The sequence below is a fragment of the Sulfitobacter sp. HNIBRBA3233 genome (assembly GCF_040149665.1).
GTDB lineage: Bacteria > Pseudomonadota > Alphaproteobacteria > Rhodobacterales > Rhodobacteraceae > Sulfitobacter > Sulfitobacter marinivivus.
In genome coordinates this window covers 264,038-281,016 of the sequence record NZ_JBEFLP010000001.1, presented here as the reverse complement: position 1 = coordinate 281,016, position 16,979 = coordinate 264,038, and the positions used below count along the sequence as shown (strand labels likewise).

Below are 16,979 nucleotides of genomic sequence, written 5' to 3'. Positions count from 1 at the left end.
AACGGGCGCTCATGATGGTGCGCGCGCGGAGCGAGGGCAAGGGCTGATCAGACCTCTTCGGCGAAATGGCAGGCCGCGAAACGCGCGTTGCCCAGAGCGCGGAACTGCGGCACCTCGGCGCGACACAGATCGGCGGCCAGCGGGCAGCGAGGATTGTAATGGCACCCCGGCGGCGGCGAGAGCGGCGAAGGCACTTCGCCCTCGATGGGCTGAAAATCCACCAGCGTATCGCTGTCGATCACCAGCTTGGGCACCGACGCCAGCAGCGCACGGGTGTAGGGATGCGCAGGCGCGTCAAAGACAGCCTGCGTTTCGCCCAATTCGACGATGCGGCCAAGGTACATCACCACGACGCGGTCGCTTACGTGCTGGACGACCGACAGGTCGTGGCTGATGAACACGCAGGTCAGCCCGAGGTCGCGGCGCAGTTCCAGAAACAGATTGATGATCTGGGCCTGGATCGACACATCCAGCGACGCCACCGGTTCGTCGCAGATCAGCATATCGGGCTGCATGGCTAGCGCGCGCGCGATGGCAAGCCGCTGCCGCTGCCCGCCCGAGAACTGGTGCGGATAACGGCTGGCCCAGTCGGGGTCGAGCCCGACCCTCTCGAACCATTGCGCGACATAGGCCTTGGATTCTGCCTTGGTCGTCAGGCCGTGGGCGATGGGGCCTTCGGCCACGGCGTCACCGACCTTCATGCGCGGATCGAGGCTTGCAAAGGGATCCTGAAACACGGTCTGCACGCGGGTCGTCGTTTTCAGCCCGCCTTCCATCACCGGCACACCGTCGAGCAGAACAGCCCCGTCCGACGGTGGCAATATCCCCGCCATGACGCGGCCCAGCGTGGATTTCCCGCAGCCGCTTTCGCCCACGAGGCCCAGCGTCTCGCCCTGCTTGACCTCAAGCGCCACGCGGTCGACCGCATGGACCGTGCGGGTTTCGACATTGGCGCCCAATCTGGCCGCGATGCGGTCGCCGAGCGTCAGCTGCGGACCGAAACGGCGCGAGACGTTATCGACTGAAAGAAAAGCGCTCATGCGGGGGTCTCCTGGGGCACACCGACGGGGACGTGACAGCGCCAGTGGCGGCTGCCCTGCACGGTCGGCTCTGGCATGGTGGCACAGGCGTCCATGCTGCGCGCGCAGCGCGGTGCGAAGGGGCATCCGGGCGGCAGTGACAGCAGCGACGGCGTGGTGCCGGGCACCTGTGCCAGCATCTGGCCGGGTGTGGTCGACGCAGGCAGGCTGTCGATCAGACCGCGCGTATAGGGATGGCGCGGATCGCGCAGCAACGTGGCGGTCGGCCCCTGTTCGACCACGCGGCCCGCGTACATCACCAGCAGCCGCGAGGCGAGCGACGACACCACCGCCAGATCGTGGCTGATCCAGATGATGGCCGTGCCCATGTCGGCGGCAAGTTCTTTTACTTGATGCAGGATCTGCGCCTGAATGGAGACGTCCAGCGCTGTGGTTGGCTCGTCCGCCACGATTACCGACGGGCTGTGCAGCAACGCGATCGAGATGGCCACGCGCTGGCGCATCCCGCCCGAGAACTGGTGCGGATAGTTGTCGAGCCTCTGGCGCGGGGACGGGATACCGACGCGGCCCAGAACCTCTGCCGACCGGGCGTCGGCGGCGCTGCGGCTCATCCGTTCGTGGGCGGAAAGCGCCATGTGCATCTGCTGGCCAATGGTCAGCATCGGGTTGAGCGTGGCAATCGGATCCTGAAAGATCATCGAGATGTCGCGCCCGCGCAGTTTGCGCAGCTTGTCCTGCGGCAGCCCGACAAGCTCCTGACCGTTCAGCTTGACCGAGCCGCCGGTGATCCGGCCGGGCTCGTCAACCAGACCGAGGAGCGAAAAGCCGGTAACTGTCTTGCCCGATCCGCTTTCGCCCACGAGGCCGAGGATCTCTCCGCGCTCGAGCCGGAAGGATACATCATTGACCGCCCGCAGGGTGCCCGCACGGGTAAAGAATTCGGTCCGCAGGTTTTCGACTTCGAGCACACTCATTTGCGCAGCCTCGGATTGAATTGGTCACGGATCTGGTCGCCCACGATATTGATCGCAACGATCAGGATGATCAGCGCGATACCGGGATAGATCGAAATCCAGTAGCGCCCCGACATCATGTAGGGAAAGCCGTTCGATATCAGCATGCCGAGGCTTGGTTCGGTCACCGGCAGGCCGAGGCCCAGAAAGCTCAGCGTGGCCTCAAGCGAGATCGAATTCGCGATCTGCACGGTCGCCACGACGATCAGCGGCGGCATGCAGTTGGGCAGGATGTGGCGCAGGATCACCACCCGCGATTTCAGCGGTGTGGCGAGGGCGGCCTCGATGTAATCCTTGCGGCGCTCGGATTTGGCAGCACCGTAAGCGGTGCGCGCGAAATAGGCGTATTGGGCCGCGACCAGCGCGCCGATCAGCTGTCCCTTGCCCTGCCCCAGAAGCGCCACCAGAACCAGCGCCAGAAGGATCGCGGGAAAGCTCAGTTGCAGATCCACGATCCGCATGATCAGCGTTTCGATGCGCCCCCCGAAATAGGCCGCCGTGATCCCGAGCGCCGTACCGATGGTAAGCGCCACCGCCCCTGCCGCGATGCCGATCTGGATCGAGATGCGCAGCCCGTAGAAAATCGCGCTCAGCAGATCGCGCCCCTGCGGGTCTGTGCCCAGCAGGTGGGTATATTCGCCCGACCCGACAAAGCCCGGCGGGCGGCGGCTGTCCATCAGGTTGAGGTTGCCCAGATCATAAGGATCCTGCGGCGAGAACAGCGGCGCGAACACCGCGAGCAGGATCATCGCCACGCAGACACAGAGCGCCACGACAGCGACCTTGTTCTCTCGGAACTCGGCCCAGAAACGGCCCAGGGGGGTGGACTGGCTCATGACGCGGCCCTTGTGCGCAGGCGTGGATCGATCAGCGCGAACACCAGATCGACCACGAAGTTGATGGTCACGAACAACAGCGCCGTGAGGATGAGATAGGCCACCATCACCGGGCGGTCGAGGACCGCGATGCTGTCGATGATCAGCTTGCCGACACCCGGCCAGCTGAAGATCGTTTCGGTCACCACGGCAAAGGCCAGTGTCGAGCCGAGTTCGAGACCGAAGACGGTAATAATCGGGATAGAGATGAGTTTGAGCAGGTGCCGGCGCAGGATCACGCGCTCGGAAATACCCGCCGCACGGGCGAATTTGACCGTATCGGTCAGCATGATTTCACGCGTGCCCGCACGGGCCAGACGGATCATCATGGCGAATTTGAACAGGGCAAGATTGACGGCAGGCAGCACGATATGGCTCAGCCCGTCGATGGTCAGGAACGACCAGCGGATGCCCCACAGCTCGACCGTGTCGCCGCGCCCCCCCGCAGGCAGCCAGCCCAGCGAAACGGCGAAAGTCAGGATCAGGATCAACCCGACCCAGAAAGACGGCACCGAAAACCCGAGGATCGACACGCCCATGATCGTCTTGGACACCCAGCTGTCGGGGCGATAGCCCGCGTAGACGCCAAGGCTGACCCCCAGCACCGTGGCCGAAATGACCGAGATCAGCACCAGCTCCAGCGTGGCGGGAAGACGCCCGCCGATCAGCTTCAGCACCGGTTCGTTGTAGATAAAGCTGCGTCCGAAATCGCCCTGCACCAGATTGGCGACGAAGATGCCGTATTGCTCCCACACCGGGCGGTCGAGCCCCAGACGCCGGATCGCCTCGGCACGGATTTCCTGCGTGGCATCGGGCGGGATGACGATATCGACCGGGTTGCCGATGGCATAGACCCCGAAAAAGACGATCACCGACATCACGGCCATGACCGCGAAAGCCTGCAAAAGCCGCTGGATGACGAAGCCGAGCATGAGGGATCCTTTGAGGGGGGAGGTATCTGGAAAGGAGCGGGCGGCGCATCGGCACCGCCCGCCCCGTCATCGTGAAAGTCGTATCAGTTCGCGGGCTTCACGAAATACGCAAGCGTATCCTCGTCGAAACGCGGTTCGAACTCCAGCGTGTCGGCCTTCGCGCCCCAGACGGTCTGCAACTGCACGATCGAGATATAGACCTTGTCGGCCATCGTCAGCTCCATCGCTTCCTCGTAGGCCGCGCGACGTTCGTCCGCGTCCAGCATCGTGGCACCGGCCTGCAGCAGTTCGTCGACCCTGTCGTTTTTGTACTCGATGCGGTTGAAGGCACCCAGTTTGACATCGGGGTTGTTGGAATGCGCAAGGCTGCCCAGCGTATAGGAAGCCTCGCCCGTCAGCGTGCCCCAGCCATTCATAAAGACCGAGTATTCCAGCCGCGCCTGAGCGGGGAAGTAGACAGTCTTGCTGATCGCGTTCACGTCCGTGGTGATGCCGATCTGGCTGAACATCTGGCCCAGCCCCTGACAGATCGCGCCGTCACCCGGCAGACGGTCCGCCGTGCAGTAAAGCTCGATCTTGAAGCCGTCGGGATAGCCCGCTTCGGCCAGCAGTTCCTTGGCCTTTGCCGGGTTGTATTCGGGCATCGGAATATCCTCGGAAGACCCGAAGAAGCCCGGAGGCATCATCTGGTTGGCAGGTTTGCCGAGACCTTCCAGAACGATGTCGACCATGGTCTGACGGTCGATGGCCAGATCAATCGCCTCGCGCACCAGCGGGTTGCGCAGCGGGTTTTCATCGAGCTTGGAGCCGTCGTTGGCAAAGACCATGGGCGTGTCTTCGCGCTGGTCGAGCTGCAGGTTCATCACATAGACGGAATCGCCCTTCACGGCTTCGACATCGGCGTCGTTTTCAAGTGCCAGATAGTCGACGGAGGAAACATAGTTGATCAGATCAACCTGCCCCGCCTTCAGCGCCGCAAGACGCGAGCTGTCGTTCGGGATTTCCTTGCGGATCACCGTTTCCCATGCGCCCGGCCCGCGCCAGTAGTCGTCAAAGCCTTCGAGAACCAGATCGCCCTTGGGCTCCCAGCTGACGTATTTGTAAGGACCGGTGCCGATGGCCGCCGCACCCGAGTTGAAGCCCTCGGCGGCTGTCTCTGGCGTGGAATAATCGGCCGCCGCTTCGGACGAGACGATGAACAGGCGCACGAAGTCATAGGGCAGCGTGGCTGCTGGCCCGTCGGTGTGGATGTTGAGCGTGTAGTCATCCACGATCTCGACCTCGGACACACGGCGCACGTAGATCGTCGTGGTTGTGGGGCCGGACACGACCGGAATACGCTCGATCGAGAATTTCACATCCTCGGCGGTGAAGTCGCTGCCGTCGTGGAATTTCACGCCTTCGCGCAGTTTGAATTCCCAGGTGTCCTCGTCGATCGGGGTCCACTCGGTCGCCAGACCCGGTTCGATCTGAAGGTCGGTGCCGGACCATACCAGCGTGTCGAAGATATGCTTGGCCGCTTCGGCGTGGCTGCCCAGCGCCGAGTAATGCGGATCCAGCGATTCCGGGCCACCCCGGACGCCCACGGTGAGCGTTTGCGCCGCAACGGCGCCCGCGCTCAGGGCAAAGACGGCACCCGCCGCCATCAGCCCTTTCAGATTCATTGTGGTCTTCACTTTCAGTCTCCCCTTGGATGAGTGCAGCAACAAAGATTTATTTTCATTGGTTCCATTTGGAACTTGTTTTTCAAAATTGCTGCGGTTTACAGTGTGTGTCAACTTCCATTTGGAACTTTGTTCAATTTTCATTCACCCGAGGGGAGAGCCGCGCAAGATGTCGGCAGAACAGGAACACGCACCGGGCGACACCATCGCGTCCGACGCGACAGGCACCCCCAGCCCGATGCTGGACGCGAAGCTGTGGAAAAATCCCTGCCCGATCTCGTTCCGGCTGAACTATCTCGGGCTGTGCTATAACGGCGCGCTGTACGACTGGGTGCGCGAGGCCTATGGGCTGAGCCGTCCCGAATATGTCTGCATCTATTCTCTGGCCCTGTCCGAAGGCGGCACGGCGCGCGATATCTCGCGCACCTCGGGCTTCCCCAAGAACACGCTGTCGCGGGCGATCAAACGGCTCGAAAAGCTCGGCCTGATCGAACGGCGCGGAGAGGCCGCCATCGGCGCGCGCAGCCAGGCGCTGCATCTCAGCGATTCGGGCTGGGCGCTCTTTGACGAAACGGTCGAGGTCTTTACCCAGCAGGAGCAGCGCATGCTGGCCGCGCTCGACAGTGCCGAGCGGCAGATCCTCAGCGGCTTGCTGTCGAAGGTGGTGATGGCCGCACAAGACTGGGCGGGCGATTTGCCCCTGCCCGAAACAAGTTCCAAACCAAGAAAGTCGAGCGCATGAAAATCGCCGAAATGAACTGGCAGGACGTGGAGCGCGCGGCCAAGCGTGATCCGCGCTGCGTTGTGCCGATCGGGTCCACCGAACAACACGCGCAGCTGTCGCTGTGCGTTGACATGATTCTGGCCGAACGGGTCAGCGTCGAGGCGGCAGCGCCGCTGGACATACCGGTATTTCCCGTAATGCCCTTCGGCCTTGCGCCCTATTTCAACGCCTACCCCGGCACCATCTCCTTGCGGGTAGAGACATTGCTGGCGGTGATGCGCGATGTGATCGCGTCGGTGCGCCGTGCGGGGTTCCGGCGGGTGCTGATCGTCAACGGCCACGGCGGCAACAACCCCGTGGGGGCGCTGGCGCAAGAGCTGATGGCCGAACACCCCGACATGTCGATCAAGTTCCACAACTGGTGGAGCGCGCCGCGCACGATGTCGGCTGTGCTGGAAACGGATCCGACCGGCAGCCATGCCAACTGGATGGAAAACTATCCCTGGACGCGGCTGGCCCATGCGCCCGCGCCCGAGGGCGAAAAGCCTCCCGTCGACATGGCCGCGATGAAAGCGAGTGCGCCGGCCGCGACCCGCGAGGTGCTGGGCGACGGCTCTTTCGGGGGCCCATGGCAGCGTCCAGACGAGGAGATGATGAAGATCTGGGAGATCGGCGTGGCCGAGACCCGTGAAGCGCTGGAAGGACCCTGGGGATGAGCGAAGAGGTACTGATCTGGGGTGCTGGTGCGATCGGCGGTGTGCTGGGGGCCTATATGGCGCGGGCCGGTGTGCCGGTCCGGATGGTCGATATCGTGGCCGATCACGCGCGGGCCTGTTCGACCACCGGCCTGCATATCGCGGGCCCGGTCGAGGAATTCACCCAGGTCGTCCCCTGCGTCACCCCCGATGCGGTTGAAGGCACCTACCGCCGTATCATCCTTGCGGTAAAGGCGCAGGCCACGGAGGCCGCGCTGGACGATCTGCTGCCGCATCTGGCTTCCGACGGGTACGTCCTGTCGGCGCAGAACGGGCTGAACGAACACACGATCGCCGCCCGTGCCGGGGCGGATCGCACGATGGGGGCTTTCGTCAACTTCGGGGCCGACTGGACCGCACCGGGTGAGATCCTTCTGGGCAATCGCGGCGCGGTTGTCGTGGGTGAAATCGACGGCGCTTCGCGCGAGCGCACCCGCGCGATGCACAGCCTGCTGAAGCACTACGAACCCGACGCGGTGCTGACCGAGGACATATTTGCCTACCTCTGGGGCAAGATGGGCTACGGCGTGATGCTCTTTGCCACGGCGCTCACCCATGACAGCATGACCGAGAATTTCGCCGACCCCGCCCGCGGGCCCGCGCTGATCGCGCTGGCGCGCGAGGTGATGGCAACGGCCCATGCCGAAGGGGTCACCCCGCGCGGGTTCAACGGGTACGACCCTGCGGCCTTCCTGCCCGGAGCGACGGAGGCAGACGCGCGGGCATCGCTGGCCGCTTTGGCCGAGTTCAATTCGAAGACCGCCAAGACCCACACCGGCATCTACCGCGATCTTGCGGTGCGCAAGCGCCGGACCGAAGTGGACCCGCAAGTCGGCAAGGTGGTCGAGATCGCGCGCACCCACGGTATCCCGACCCCGCTGACCGCGCGCCTGGTCGATCTGATCCACGATATCGAGGACGGCAAACGCCCGCAGTCTCAGGAAACGTTTCACGAACTGACACGGCTTCTGGAGACCGCACCATGACCCGCACCGCCCTTGTGACCGGCGTAGTCGGCGGTATCGGTGCTGCCATCGCGCGGCAACTTGTCGATGCGGGATATGACGTGCGGGTGACCGATATGCCCGGCACCGCGCTGGATGACGCGGCGGGCGCGCTGGGGCTGCCCGCCTATCCCGCGGATCTGGGGCATCGCGACAGCGTGGCAGAGATGGTCGCGGCCCTGCCCGCGCGCCCAGACATCCTCGTCAACGCCGCTGGCGGGGTGCGGGGCCAGACGGGTCGCCCGCTGGTGGAAGTGAGCGAGGAGGACTGGCGCGCGATCTTTGCCGCCAATGTCGACAGCGCGTTTTTTCTGGCCCAGTCCTGCGCCCCCGCCATGGCAGAGCGGGGATGGGGCCGCATCGTGACAATCTCGTCCGGGGCGGGGCTGCGGCCCAGCCTGACGGGGATACAAGCCTATACCTCTGCCAAACACGCGCTGGTCGGACTGACCAAGCAGCTCAGCCTCGAATTCGGGCCCCAGGGCGTGACTGTGAATTCCGTGGCGCCCGGTTTCGTGCGCTCCAACCCCGCCACCGAAAGGCAGTGGGACGCGATGGGGGCCGACGGGCAGCGCGCGCTGCTGTCGCGCATCCACACCCGCCGGCTGGGCCGTCCCGAAGACATCGCGCAGGCGGTGGGTTTCCTGTGCTCGGATGCGGCGGAATGGATCAGCGGCCAGATCCTCAGCGTTGACGGGGGCGTCACATGAGCGATCCGGTCACCGACCACGCGCTGTCGTGCGAACCCGCGTTCCGCGACATGCTTGCACGGTTCGTGGCGCTGCCGTCGGTCGGCGCCGATCCGCAACAGGCCCCCGCGATGGAAGCCGCCCGCGCCCTGATCGAGGCCTATCTGGCCGAGGCGGGCTTTGACAATATCCGCCGTCTGGGCCCGACCGACAGCGGGCAGCAGGCGATCTATGCCGACTGGCTGCACGCGCCGGGAAAACCGACGCTGCTGGTCTACGGCCACTACGATGTGCAGCCGCCCGAACCGCTGGAGCTGTGGCACAGCCCGCCTTTCACCATGACCGAACGCGACGGGCGGCTCTACGGGCGCGGGATCTCCGATGACAAGGGGCCGCTGCTGATCGCGCTGCACGCTCTTGCGGCGTGGCGCGCGGTCGAAGGTGCGCTGCCCGTCAACGTCAAGCTGCTGATCGAGGGCGAGGAGGAAACCGGCAGCCCCTCGATGCCCGCCATCCTTGAGCAGAACCGCGACTTGCTCGCCGCCGATGCGATGCTGTCGGCGGACGGGGCACGCTGGCGTGCGGATCTGTTGTCGCTCAACGTCGGATCGCGCGGGAACGGCGGGTTCGAAATCCGCTTGCGCACGGCAGCCAAGGATCTGCATTCGGGCCGCTACGGCGGTGCGGTGCCCAACGCCCTGCACGAAATGGCGCGGCTGCTGGCCGGGTTGCACGATGCCGGCGGCCGCGTGACCTGTCCCGGCTTTTACGATGGGATACCCGAACCTTCCGAGGCAGAGCGCGCAGCGCTCGACGAGGTCCCCTTCGACGCGCAGGCCTTTGCAGGGGCTCTGGGCAGCGTGCCCAGGGGCGAGGCGGGATATTCAACGCTGGAGCGTTTGTGGCTGCGCCCCACGGTCGAGGTGAACGGTATGTGGGGCGGCCACACAGGCGCAGGCGCCAAGACCGTCACCCCCTGTCTGGCCCACGCCAAGATCACCATGCGCATCGCCCCCGGCCAGAACGCCGCGGCTGCACAGGCCGCCGTGATCGCGGACCTGCGCGCGCGCGCGCCTGCGGGCAGCACCCTCGATATCCTCGACGCGCGTGCCGCCACCGATGCCGCGACCGTGCCGCCCGATCATCCCCTTCTCGCGGCCTGCGCCGACGCGCTGGAGCAGGTCCACGGGCAACGGCCGCGCAACGTGCGCATCGGGGCATCGCTGCCGTTGGTGAACATGGTCAAGCAGAACCTCGGGATCGACACGGTGATGTTTTCCTTCTCGACCTCGGACGAGGATTTCCACGCGCCAAACGAATTCCTGCGCGCCGCGTCCATCCGCGAAGGGCTCGCCGCCTGGTGCGCGGTGCTGCGCCGGGTCGGTGCGATGGACCCGCGCGATTTCGCGGCCTTCCGGGCGGTGTGAACCAAACCGCCCCTTGCGACGTTATGTCTTAGATGTCCAAGCGGGGGAAAAGCGTTGGAAGATATCGGTTCGATCCGCAGGTCACTGCAACTGCTGTGTCTTATCGCAGTTTTCGTTACGGCCTACTTCGCCAAGGATCTGATCCTTCCGATCATTCTGGGGTTCCTGCTTGCACTTACCCTCAGCCCCGTGGCGCGCAGCCTGGGCCGCGCCGGTATCCCCAGCGGCGTGTCCGCCGTGCTGCTCGTGGGGCTTGCGGGTGTCGTGATACTGGCGCTCGCGGCGGCCTCCGCCGGGACGATCGCCAGCTGGTCGGACGAGCTGCCGCGCATGGGCGCGGAACTTCAGGCCAAGCTGCGCGGCATGTCCGACACCGTCAAGGATGTGCAGGAGACGACCGAAAAGGTCGGCAAGCTCAACGAAGCGGAAGGCCCCGAAGCCCCTCAGAAAGTTGTGGTGGAACAACCCGGTCTGTTGGCAAGCGCCATGAGTTCGGGCGCGAAGGTCGGCGGCACGATCATGGTCACGCTGATCCTTGCCCTGTTCCTTCTGTCGTCGGGAAATCTGTTCTACATCAAGCTGGTGCAATCTTTCCAGACCTTTACCGGGAAGAAACGCGCGCTTGCCGCCGTCTATGACGTCGAGAAACGGGTCTCGCGGTATCTGCTGACCATCACGGTAATCAACGCGGCCCTTGGCCTGTGCGTGGGGACGTATCTTTTCGCCATCGGACTGCCGGGGTGGTATATCTTCGGCATTCTCGCATTCTTGTTGAACTACCTGCCCTACATCGGCGCGGCGATAGGCATTGCCCTGACCGCCGCCTATGCGGTCATCAACCTCGACCCGATCGGCTATGCCCTGCTGGCGCCGCTCGGATACGCGATTTTCACCACGGTCGAGGGTAACTTCGTCACGCCCTATCTTGTCGGAAGACGCCTCAGGATGAACACGGTCGCGGTTTTTCTGACCGTGGTGATCTGGGGCTGGCTATGGGGCGTGGCGGGGGCGCTGGTCGCCGTGCCGTTTCTGGTGGTCTTCAAGGTGGTCTGCGAAAACGTCTCGGCGCTGAAGATCATCGGCAACTTTCTGGAAGGGTCCGCGCCGGATCTTTCGGAGAAAGATCTCGGCGCGGACGAAGCCGCCGAGGATGAACCGGCGACCCTCGCCTAGCCTGCCAGCGACGGCAGCCACAGGACGATACCCGGGAATGCCACCAGCAGCGCGATCGTGACGCCATCCGCGATAAAGAACGGTGTGACGCCCTTGAACACGTCCTGCACGGTCAGGTCATCGCGCACCCCGGCAACCACGAAACAGTTCAGACCGATGGGCGGGGTAATCAGACAGAACTCCGCCATCTTGACCACCAGAATACCGAACCAGATCGCACACATCGGACCCGACATCCCGAAAGCACTGTCGGCGGCCGAGACAAGCTCTCCGCCGTTGAGCGCCATAACGGCGGGGTAGACGACCGGCAGTGTGAGCAGCAGCATTCCGATGGCGTCCATGAACATGCCAAGGACGGCATAGGCCAGCAGGATGCAGATCAAGATGAGGATCGGCGCCATATCGAGCGAGGTGATCCAGTCGGCGAAGGCTGCGGGCAGTTCGGCAAAGCCGAGGAAGCGCACGTAGATCAGAACCCCCCAGATGATGGTGAAGATCATCACCGTCAGCTTGGCGGTTTCAAGAAGCGCCTCTTTCAGCTGGCCCCAGCGCATGCCGCGATAGAGTGCCATGAGGAACACGATAAACGCCCCCACGGCGCCGCCTTCGGTCGGCGTGCCCCATGCGTCCCCGAAGGGGTTGTAGACAAAGAAGATAATGATCACGACCACGGCAACGATGGGCAGCGCGGCAGGCAGGCTCTCCAGCTTCTCGCGCATGGTAAAGCCGCCGACCGGCGGGCCGACGTTCTTCCAGATCATCGCGATACCGATGATCATAGTGCCGTAGACGATGGCCGAAAAGACGCCGGGGATGAACCCTGCAAGCAGCAGCTTGCCCACATCCTGCTCGACGATGATGGCGTAGATCACCAGAATCGCGGAGGGCGGGATCAGCGAGGCGAGCGTGCCGCCGGCGGCAACGACACCGGCCGCGAACTGCTTGTTGTACCCGATCTTCAGCATCTCGGGGATGGCGATACGGGCAAAGACCGCCGCCGTGGCAACCGACGCACCCGACACAGCCGAAAAACCCGCCGTGGCAAAGACGGTCGAGACCGCAAGCCCGCCGGGCACCCATGCGATCCAGCGCTTGGCCGCTTCGAACAGCGCCGTCGTCAGCTTGGCGTAATAGGCAAGGTAGCCGATCAGGATGAAGACCGGGATCAGGCTGAGCACCTGCGCCGACACCTTGGAGTGCGGCGTCAGCCCGGCGATCTTGGTGCTGATCTCGACCGCTTTCCAGAAGCGGGCGGGATCGTAGTCGAACCCGTTCCAGCGCAACCAGACAAGGCCAACGAAACCCGCCAGACCGGCGGCGAAGGCCACGCGCATGCCAAGAATGACAAAGACGAGCATGCCCAGAGAGACATAGATGCCGATTTCAATGGGTTCCATCAGTCCGCTCCCTCAAGCGCTTCGGCCTCGAGCATTGCCTGCTCGGCCACGGTCAGGTTCAGCGGGACGGCCACGGGGTTTTCCAGCCCCAGAACCAGCGCACGCGCGAAACCCCAGCTTTGCAATAGCAGCCGCAGCACCAGCACCGCGAAGGCGATCGGCACCACCAGCTTGCTCGGCCAGATCGGCAGGCCCACGTCGATGGAACTGTCACGCGAACACAGCGGCCGCGCGCAGTCGAAGGAGCGGTCGAAATGTTCCCACGCGCCCCATGTCAGAAAAACGATCAGCAGCAAGATCAGCAGCACGGAGATCAGCTCGAACAGCCACAGGATCCGCCCCTTGAGCTTGCTGACCAGCATATCCATGCGGATGTGCGTGCCGTCACGCTGAACATAGGAGATCCCCATGATCGCGATCACCGGCATCGCCGCCTCGATATAGTCGATATAGCCCATCATCGGAGAGCCGAAGAACTTGCGCCCCGTCACCGAGTAGGCGGCAAGAAACATCAGCGAGAAAATCGCAAGCCCCGATAACAGCGCGCAAAAACGCTCCAACGGTAACAGCATCCTGTCGAGTTTGCTGAGCGTGCTGCTGTCCTCCAGCACCGCACCTGATCCGGCCATGGTCCCCTCCCCGTTCAAGACTGACCGGGGCGCGCGCGGCGCCCCGGGCCGTGGCCCTTCAGCGGGCCATCATGTTGATGTCACAACCTCTATACCGGATATGCACCGCCCGTATACCGGACGGTACATTCAATCCGTATCAGCTGCCGCTTTTCGCGTCTTCGAGCGTTTTCGTCACCAGGTCGTACAGTTCCTGACCGGGCAGGCCCTGTGCTTCCATGTCGGCGATCCACGCATCGCGCGCGGGCGCTGCAGCAACGGCGCGGAACTCTTCCAGTACTTCCGGCGCGATCGTCACTTTCTCGACGTTCTTCTCGGCCAGCACTTCGTCCCAGCGCTTGAGCAGTTCGTTGTAGTTCGCGATGTAGTGATCCAGCGCTTCGTCGACGGAGCTGTCGAGCGCCTCGCGCTCCTCATCCGACAGCGATTCGTAGGCGTCGATGTTCACGACCACAGGGCAGTTCACCGTGCCAGGGTTGAGGTTCTCGGTCCACCAGTCGGCCTGGTTGATCGTACCAAAGCTCAGGTGCGCGTGCTGGGCAAAGGCCACGGTGTCGACAACACCGGATTCCATCGCCTGATAGGCCTCGCCCGAGGTCACGGAGGTGGGCACAGCGCCGACAGCTTCGAATGCCTTGCCCAGACCGCCTGTCGCACGGACGCGCATGCCTTCGAAGTCCTCGAGTGTGGTGCGTGGGTCACCGGTGCCGACAAGGTTGTACTGTGGCATTGGCGAGGTCATCAGCATCTTCGCGTTCCACTCGGCCATTTCCTCGGCCACCGCGGGGTGCGCATAGACTGCGGCCGATACCGCGCGTTCCTGATTGAGGTTCTCGACCCCCAGAAACGGCAGTTCCAGAACGGTGATCAGGCGGTTCTTGTCCTGATGGTAGCCCGCGCAGAACTGCGCCATCTCGAACGCGCCGATGGAAATACCGTCGAGGTTCTCGGTGTTCTTGCTCAGGCCGCCGTAGCTGACGTTCATGGTGAATTCGCCGTTGGTTTTCTCGGATACCAGTTCGGCGATCTTTTCGACGTGCTCGGTGAAGGCGCGGCGCTTGCCCCACACGGATACGTTCCATTCTGTCGCCATCGCTTCGGCTGCGAAGGCGAATGACACGGTGCTGGCGACGGCGCCTAGTACGAATTTGTTCATTGGTCTCTCCCTTGGTGTTTCACGTCTGTCCGTTTCTTGTCGTGGCGGCGCAAGGCCGGTGCATGTTCATTTCAGCGGCCTCGCGGCCTCCTCCGACAGCTTCCGCTTTGCGACTGTGACAGGCGTGCCCGCGTGCTGCGGGATGCCGCGAAGCAAAGCCTGACCTAGCGGGAGTTTCAAGTCAAAGCGCATCTGGTGGCGCGAAAACCGGAATATCCCCTAAGTTTCAGAAACTTATAGGATCCATCCGCCGGAGTCAAAAGCCGGCTGGATCCCTGACTGTCCGAAAATCCGCACAATGGGGCGCGAAATCGCACCCCGCCTGCCCCCGGCACAGGGATTTACAAACCGCTTCGAGATTCGGAAATATCTTTACAAAATGGCCCCACCCCGTCGCTCCTGCCGGTTTCCTTCGCGAAAACCTTAGCTTACGCTGCGGCACAAGAAGAAAAACAAGCGGACCCGTAAAAGGGGCGCAAAGACCTAAGGAGGAGACCCCAACATGTCCGAAAAGGTAAAAACCTATCCGCCACAATCCGACATCGCCAAGAATGCGCATGTGGACGCTGCGGCCTACGACAAGATGTACAAGGCATCCATCGACGATCCCGAAGCCTTCTGGAAGGAACAGGGCCAGCGCGTCGACTGGATGACACCGTTCACACAGGTCAAGGACGTGGATTTCACGCTCGGTCGCGTGAATATCAACTGGTACGCCGACGGCGAACTGAACGTCTCGGCCAACTGTATCGACCGCCACCTCGAAAAGCGTGGCGACCAGACAGCGATCATCTGGGAGCCTGACGATCCCAAGCAGGCCGCCCTGCACATCACCTACAAGGATCTGCACGCCAGCGTGTCCAAGATGGCCAATGTGCTGCGCGATCTTGGTGTCGGGCGCGGTGACCGGGTCATCATCTATCTGCCGATGATCCCCGAAGCCGCCTATGCCATGCTCGCCTGTGCGCGCATCGGTGCGATCCACTCCATCGTCTTCGCGGGCTTCTCGCCCGACGCGCTGGCGGCGCGGGTGAACGGATGCGAGGCGAAGGTTGTCATCACCGCGGACGAAGCCCCGCGGGGCGGGCGCAACACGCCGCTGAAGGCGAATGCCGACAAGGCGCTGGCCAACTGCGATGCCAGCGTGAAATGCCTGTGCGTGCGGCGCACCGGCGCGGATGTGGCCTGGAACGACGCACGCGATCACGATTACAACGCGCTGGTCGCCGAGGCCTCGGCAGACTGCGCGCCCAAGGCGATGAACGCCGAAGATCCGCTGTTCATCCTCTATACCTCCGGCTCCACCGGTCAGCCCAAGGGCGTCGTGCACACCACAGGCGGCTATCTCGTCTACGCCGCGATGACCCACGAGATCACCTTCGATTACCACGATGGCGACATCTACTGGTGTTCGGCGGATGTGGGGTGGGTCACCGGCCACAGCTATATCGTCTACGGGCCGCTGGCCAACGGGGCGACCACGCTGATGTTCGAGGGTGTGCCGACCTACCCCGACGCCTCGCGGTTCTGGCAGGTCTGCGAAGAGCACAAGGTCACCCAGTTCTACACCGCGCCGACAGCGATCCGCGCGCTGATGGGGCAAGGCGACGATTTCGTCACCAAATGCGATCTGAGCAGCCTGCGGATTCTCGGCACCGTGGGCGAGCCGATCAACCCCGAAGCATGGAACTGGTACTACAACGTCGTGGGCGGCGGGCGCTGCCCGATCGTGGATACATGGTGGCAGACCGAAACCGGTGGCCACCTGATGACCCCCCTGCCCGGTGCACACGCCTTGAAGCCCGGCTCGGCGATGAAACCGTTCTTCGGGATCAAACCCGTGGTGCTTGAGCCGACCACAGCCGAGATCATCACCGAAAGCCCCGCAGAGGGCGTGCTGTGCATCGCCGACAGCTGGCCGGGCCAGATGCGCACGGTCTGGGGCGATCACGACCGGTTCGAGAAGACCTATTTCGCGGATTATCCCGGTTACTATTTCACCGGTGACGGATGCAAACGCGATGCCGATGGCGATTACTGGATCACCGGGCGGGTCGACGATGTGATCAACGTGTCGGGCCACCGCATGGGCACCGCCGAGGTCGAAAGTGCCCTCGTCGCCCACAAGGCCGTGGCAGAGGCAGCGGTCGTCGGCTACCCGCACAAGGTCAAGGGACAGGGCATCTATTGCTACGTCACCTTGATGGGCGGGCGCGAACCCTCCGAAGAGCTGCGCAAGGAGCTGCGCGACTGGGTCCGCTCGGAAATCGGGCCCATCGCCTCGCCGGATCTGATCCAGTGGGCACCGGGCCTGCCAAAGACCCGTTCCGGCAAGATCATGCGCCGCATCCTGCGCAAGATCGCCGAGGATGATTTCGGCGCACTCGGCGATACGTCGACACTGGCCGATCCTGCCGTTGTGGACGATCTGATCGAAAACCGGATGAACCGCTGAGCGGCCTTGCCGCGCGAGACCACGGAGGGGCCGGTGCCAGTCACCG

At 63.7% G+C, this 16,979-nt stretch carries 15 protein-coding genes; 7 read left to right on the top strand and 8 right to left on the bottom strand.

Annotated elements, in window-relative coordinates:
- Positions 1–47 precede the first annotated feature (47 nt).
- The 5 genes from ABMC89_RS01355 to ABMC89_RS01335 all read right to left on the bottom strand — a co-directional run bounded on the left by ABMC89_RS01355 (position 48) and on the right by ABMC89_RS01335 (position 5,536).
- On the bottom strand, positions 48–1,040 hold the full coding sequence (locus ABMC89_RS01355; RefSeq protein ID WP_349564415.1) for an ABC transporter ATP-binding protein: 993 nt from the start codon (positions 1,038–1,040) through the stop codon (positions 48–50).
- Positions 1,037–2,014: an ABC transporter ATP-binding protein gene (locus tag ABMC89_RS01350; protein ID WP_349564413.1), complete on the bottom strand. Its 978-nt coding sequence runs from the start codon at positions 2,012–2,014 to the stop codon at positions 1,037–1,039. Before ABMC89_RS01350 ends, ABMC89_RS01355 begins: the two co-directional genes overlap by 4 nt.
- Entirely contained in the window at positions 2,011–2,889 is an 879-nt protein-coding gene (locus ABMC89_RS01345; protein ID WP_349564411.1) for an ABC transporter permease, read from the bottom strand. The genes ABMC89_RS01350 and ABMC89_RS01345 overlap by 4 nt, the downstream gene beginning before the upstream one ends.
- A complete protein-coding gene (locus ABMC89_RS01340; RefSeq protein WP_349564409.1) occupies positions 2,886–3,860 on the bottom strand; it encodes an ABC transporter permease in 975 nt (324 codons plus the stop codon). The genes ABMC89_RS01345 and ABMC89_RS01340 overlap by 4 nt, the downstream gene beginning before the upstream one ends.
- An 83-nt stretch (positions 3,861–3,943) precedes the next feature.
- Positions 3,944–5,536, bottom strand: a complete 1,593-nt coding sequence (locus ABMC89_RS01335) for an ABC transporter substrate-binding protein (protein WP_349564407.1) — start codon at positions 5,534–5,536, stop codon at positions 3,944–3,946.
- 157 nt (positions 5,537–5,693) lie between these two features.
- On the opposite strand from ABMC89_RS01335, the gene ABMC89_RS01330 reads away from it, so the two are divergent.
- The 6 genes from ABMC89_RS01330 to ABMC89_RS01305 are packed head-to-tail and all read left to right on the top strand — an operon-like array spanning position 5,694 to position 11,296.
- Positions 5,694–6,266 (top strand): MarR family winged helix-turn-helix transcriptional regulator, encoded by a 573-nt coding sequence (locus tag ABMC89_RS01330; RefSeq protein ID WP_349564405.1) that lies wholly within the window; start codon positions 5,694–5,696, stop codon positions 6,264–6,266.
- Positions 6,263–6,964, top strand: a complete 702-nt coding sequence (locus ABMC89_RS01325) for a creatininase family protein (protein ID WP_349564403.1) — start codon at positions 6,263–6,265, stop codon at positions 6,962–6,964. The genes ABMC89_RS01330 and ABMC89_RS01325 overlap by 4 nt, the downstream gene beginning before the upstream one ends.
- A complete protein-coding gene (locus ABMC89_RS01320; protein ID WP_349564401.1) occupies positions 6,961–7,989 on the top strand; it encodes a ketopantoate reductase family protein in 1,029 nt (342 codons plus the stop codon). Before ABMC89_RS01325 ends, ABMC89_RS01320 begins: the two co-directional genes overlap by 4 nt.
- Positions 7,986–8,717 (top strand): SDR family NAD(P)-dependent oxidoreductase, encoded by a 732-nt coding sequence (locus ABMC89_RS01315; RefSeq protein ID WP_349564399.1) that lies wholly within the window; start codon positions 7,986–7,988, stop codon positions 8,715–8,717. The genes ABMC89_RS01320 and ABMC89_RS01315 overlap by 4 nt, the downstream gene beginning before the upstream one ends.
- Positions 8,714–10,123 carry a M20/M25/M40 family metallo-hydrolase gene (locus ABMC89_RS01310; RefSeq protein ID WP_349564397.1) on the top strand — a complete coding sequence of 470 codons (1,410 nt, stop codon included), beginning with the start codon at positions 8,714–8,716 and terminating at the stop codon, positions 10,121–10,123. Before ABMC89_RS01315 ends, ABMC89_RS01310 begins: the two co-directional genes overlap by 4 nt.
- 54 nt (positions 10,124–10,177) lie before the next feature.
- On the top strand, positions 10,178–11,296 hold the full coding sequence (locus ABMC89_RS01305; RefSeq protein ID WP_349564395.1) for an AI-2E family transporter: 1,119 nt from the start codon (positions 10,178–10,180) through the stop codon (positions 11,294–11,296).
- On the opposite strand, the gene ABMC89_RS01300 is transcribed toward ABMC89_RS01305, so the two are convergent.
- From ABMC89_RS01300 to ABMC89_RS01290, 3 genes are all read right to left on the bottom strand, one after another.
- Positions 11,293–12,693, bottom strand: coding sequence for a TRAP transporter large permease (locus ABMC89_RS01300; protein ID WP_349564393.1), 1,401 nt, complete (start codon positions 12,691–12,693; stop codon positions 11,293–11,295). The genes ABMC89_RS01305 and ABMC89_RS01300 overlap by 4 nt on opposite strands.
- The gene (locus ABMC89_RS01295) at positions 12,693–13,322 is read right to left on the bottom strand and encodes a TRAP transporter small permease subunit (RefSeq protein WP_349564391.1); all 630 of its coding nucleotides are present in this window, start codon (positions 13,320–13,322) and stop codon (positions 12,693–12,695) included. The genes ABMC89_RS01300 and ABMC89_RS01295 overlap by 1 nt, the downstream gene beginning before the upstream one ends.
- Positions 13,323–13,461: 139 nt before the next feature.
- Positions 13,462–14,478: a C4-dicarboxylate TRAP transporter substrate-binding protein gene (locus ABMC89_RS01290; RefSeq protein WP_349564389.1), complete on the bottom strand. Its 1,017-nt coding sequence runs from the start codon at positions 14,476–14,478 to the stop codon at positions 13,462–13,464.
- A 502-nt stretch (positions 14,479–14,980) separates the two neighbouring features.
- Between ABMC89_RS01290 and acs the strand changes: the two genes are divergently transcribed.
- Complete coding sequence (gene acs, locus ABMC89_RS01285) at positions 14,981–16,933, top strand: acetate--CoA ligase (protein WP_349564387.1); 1,953 nt, start codon at positions 14,981–14,983, stop codon at positions 16,931–16,933.
- The last annotated feature ends 46 nt before the right edge of the window (positions 16,934–16,979 follow it).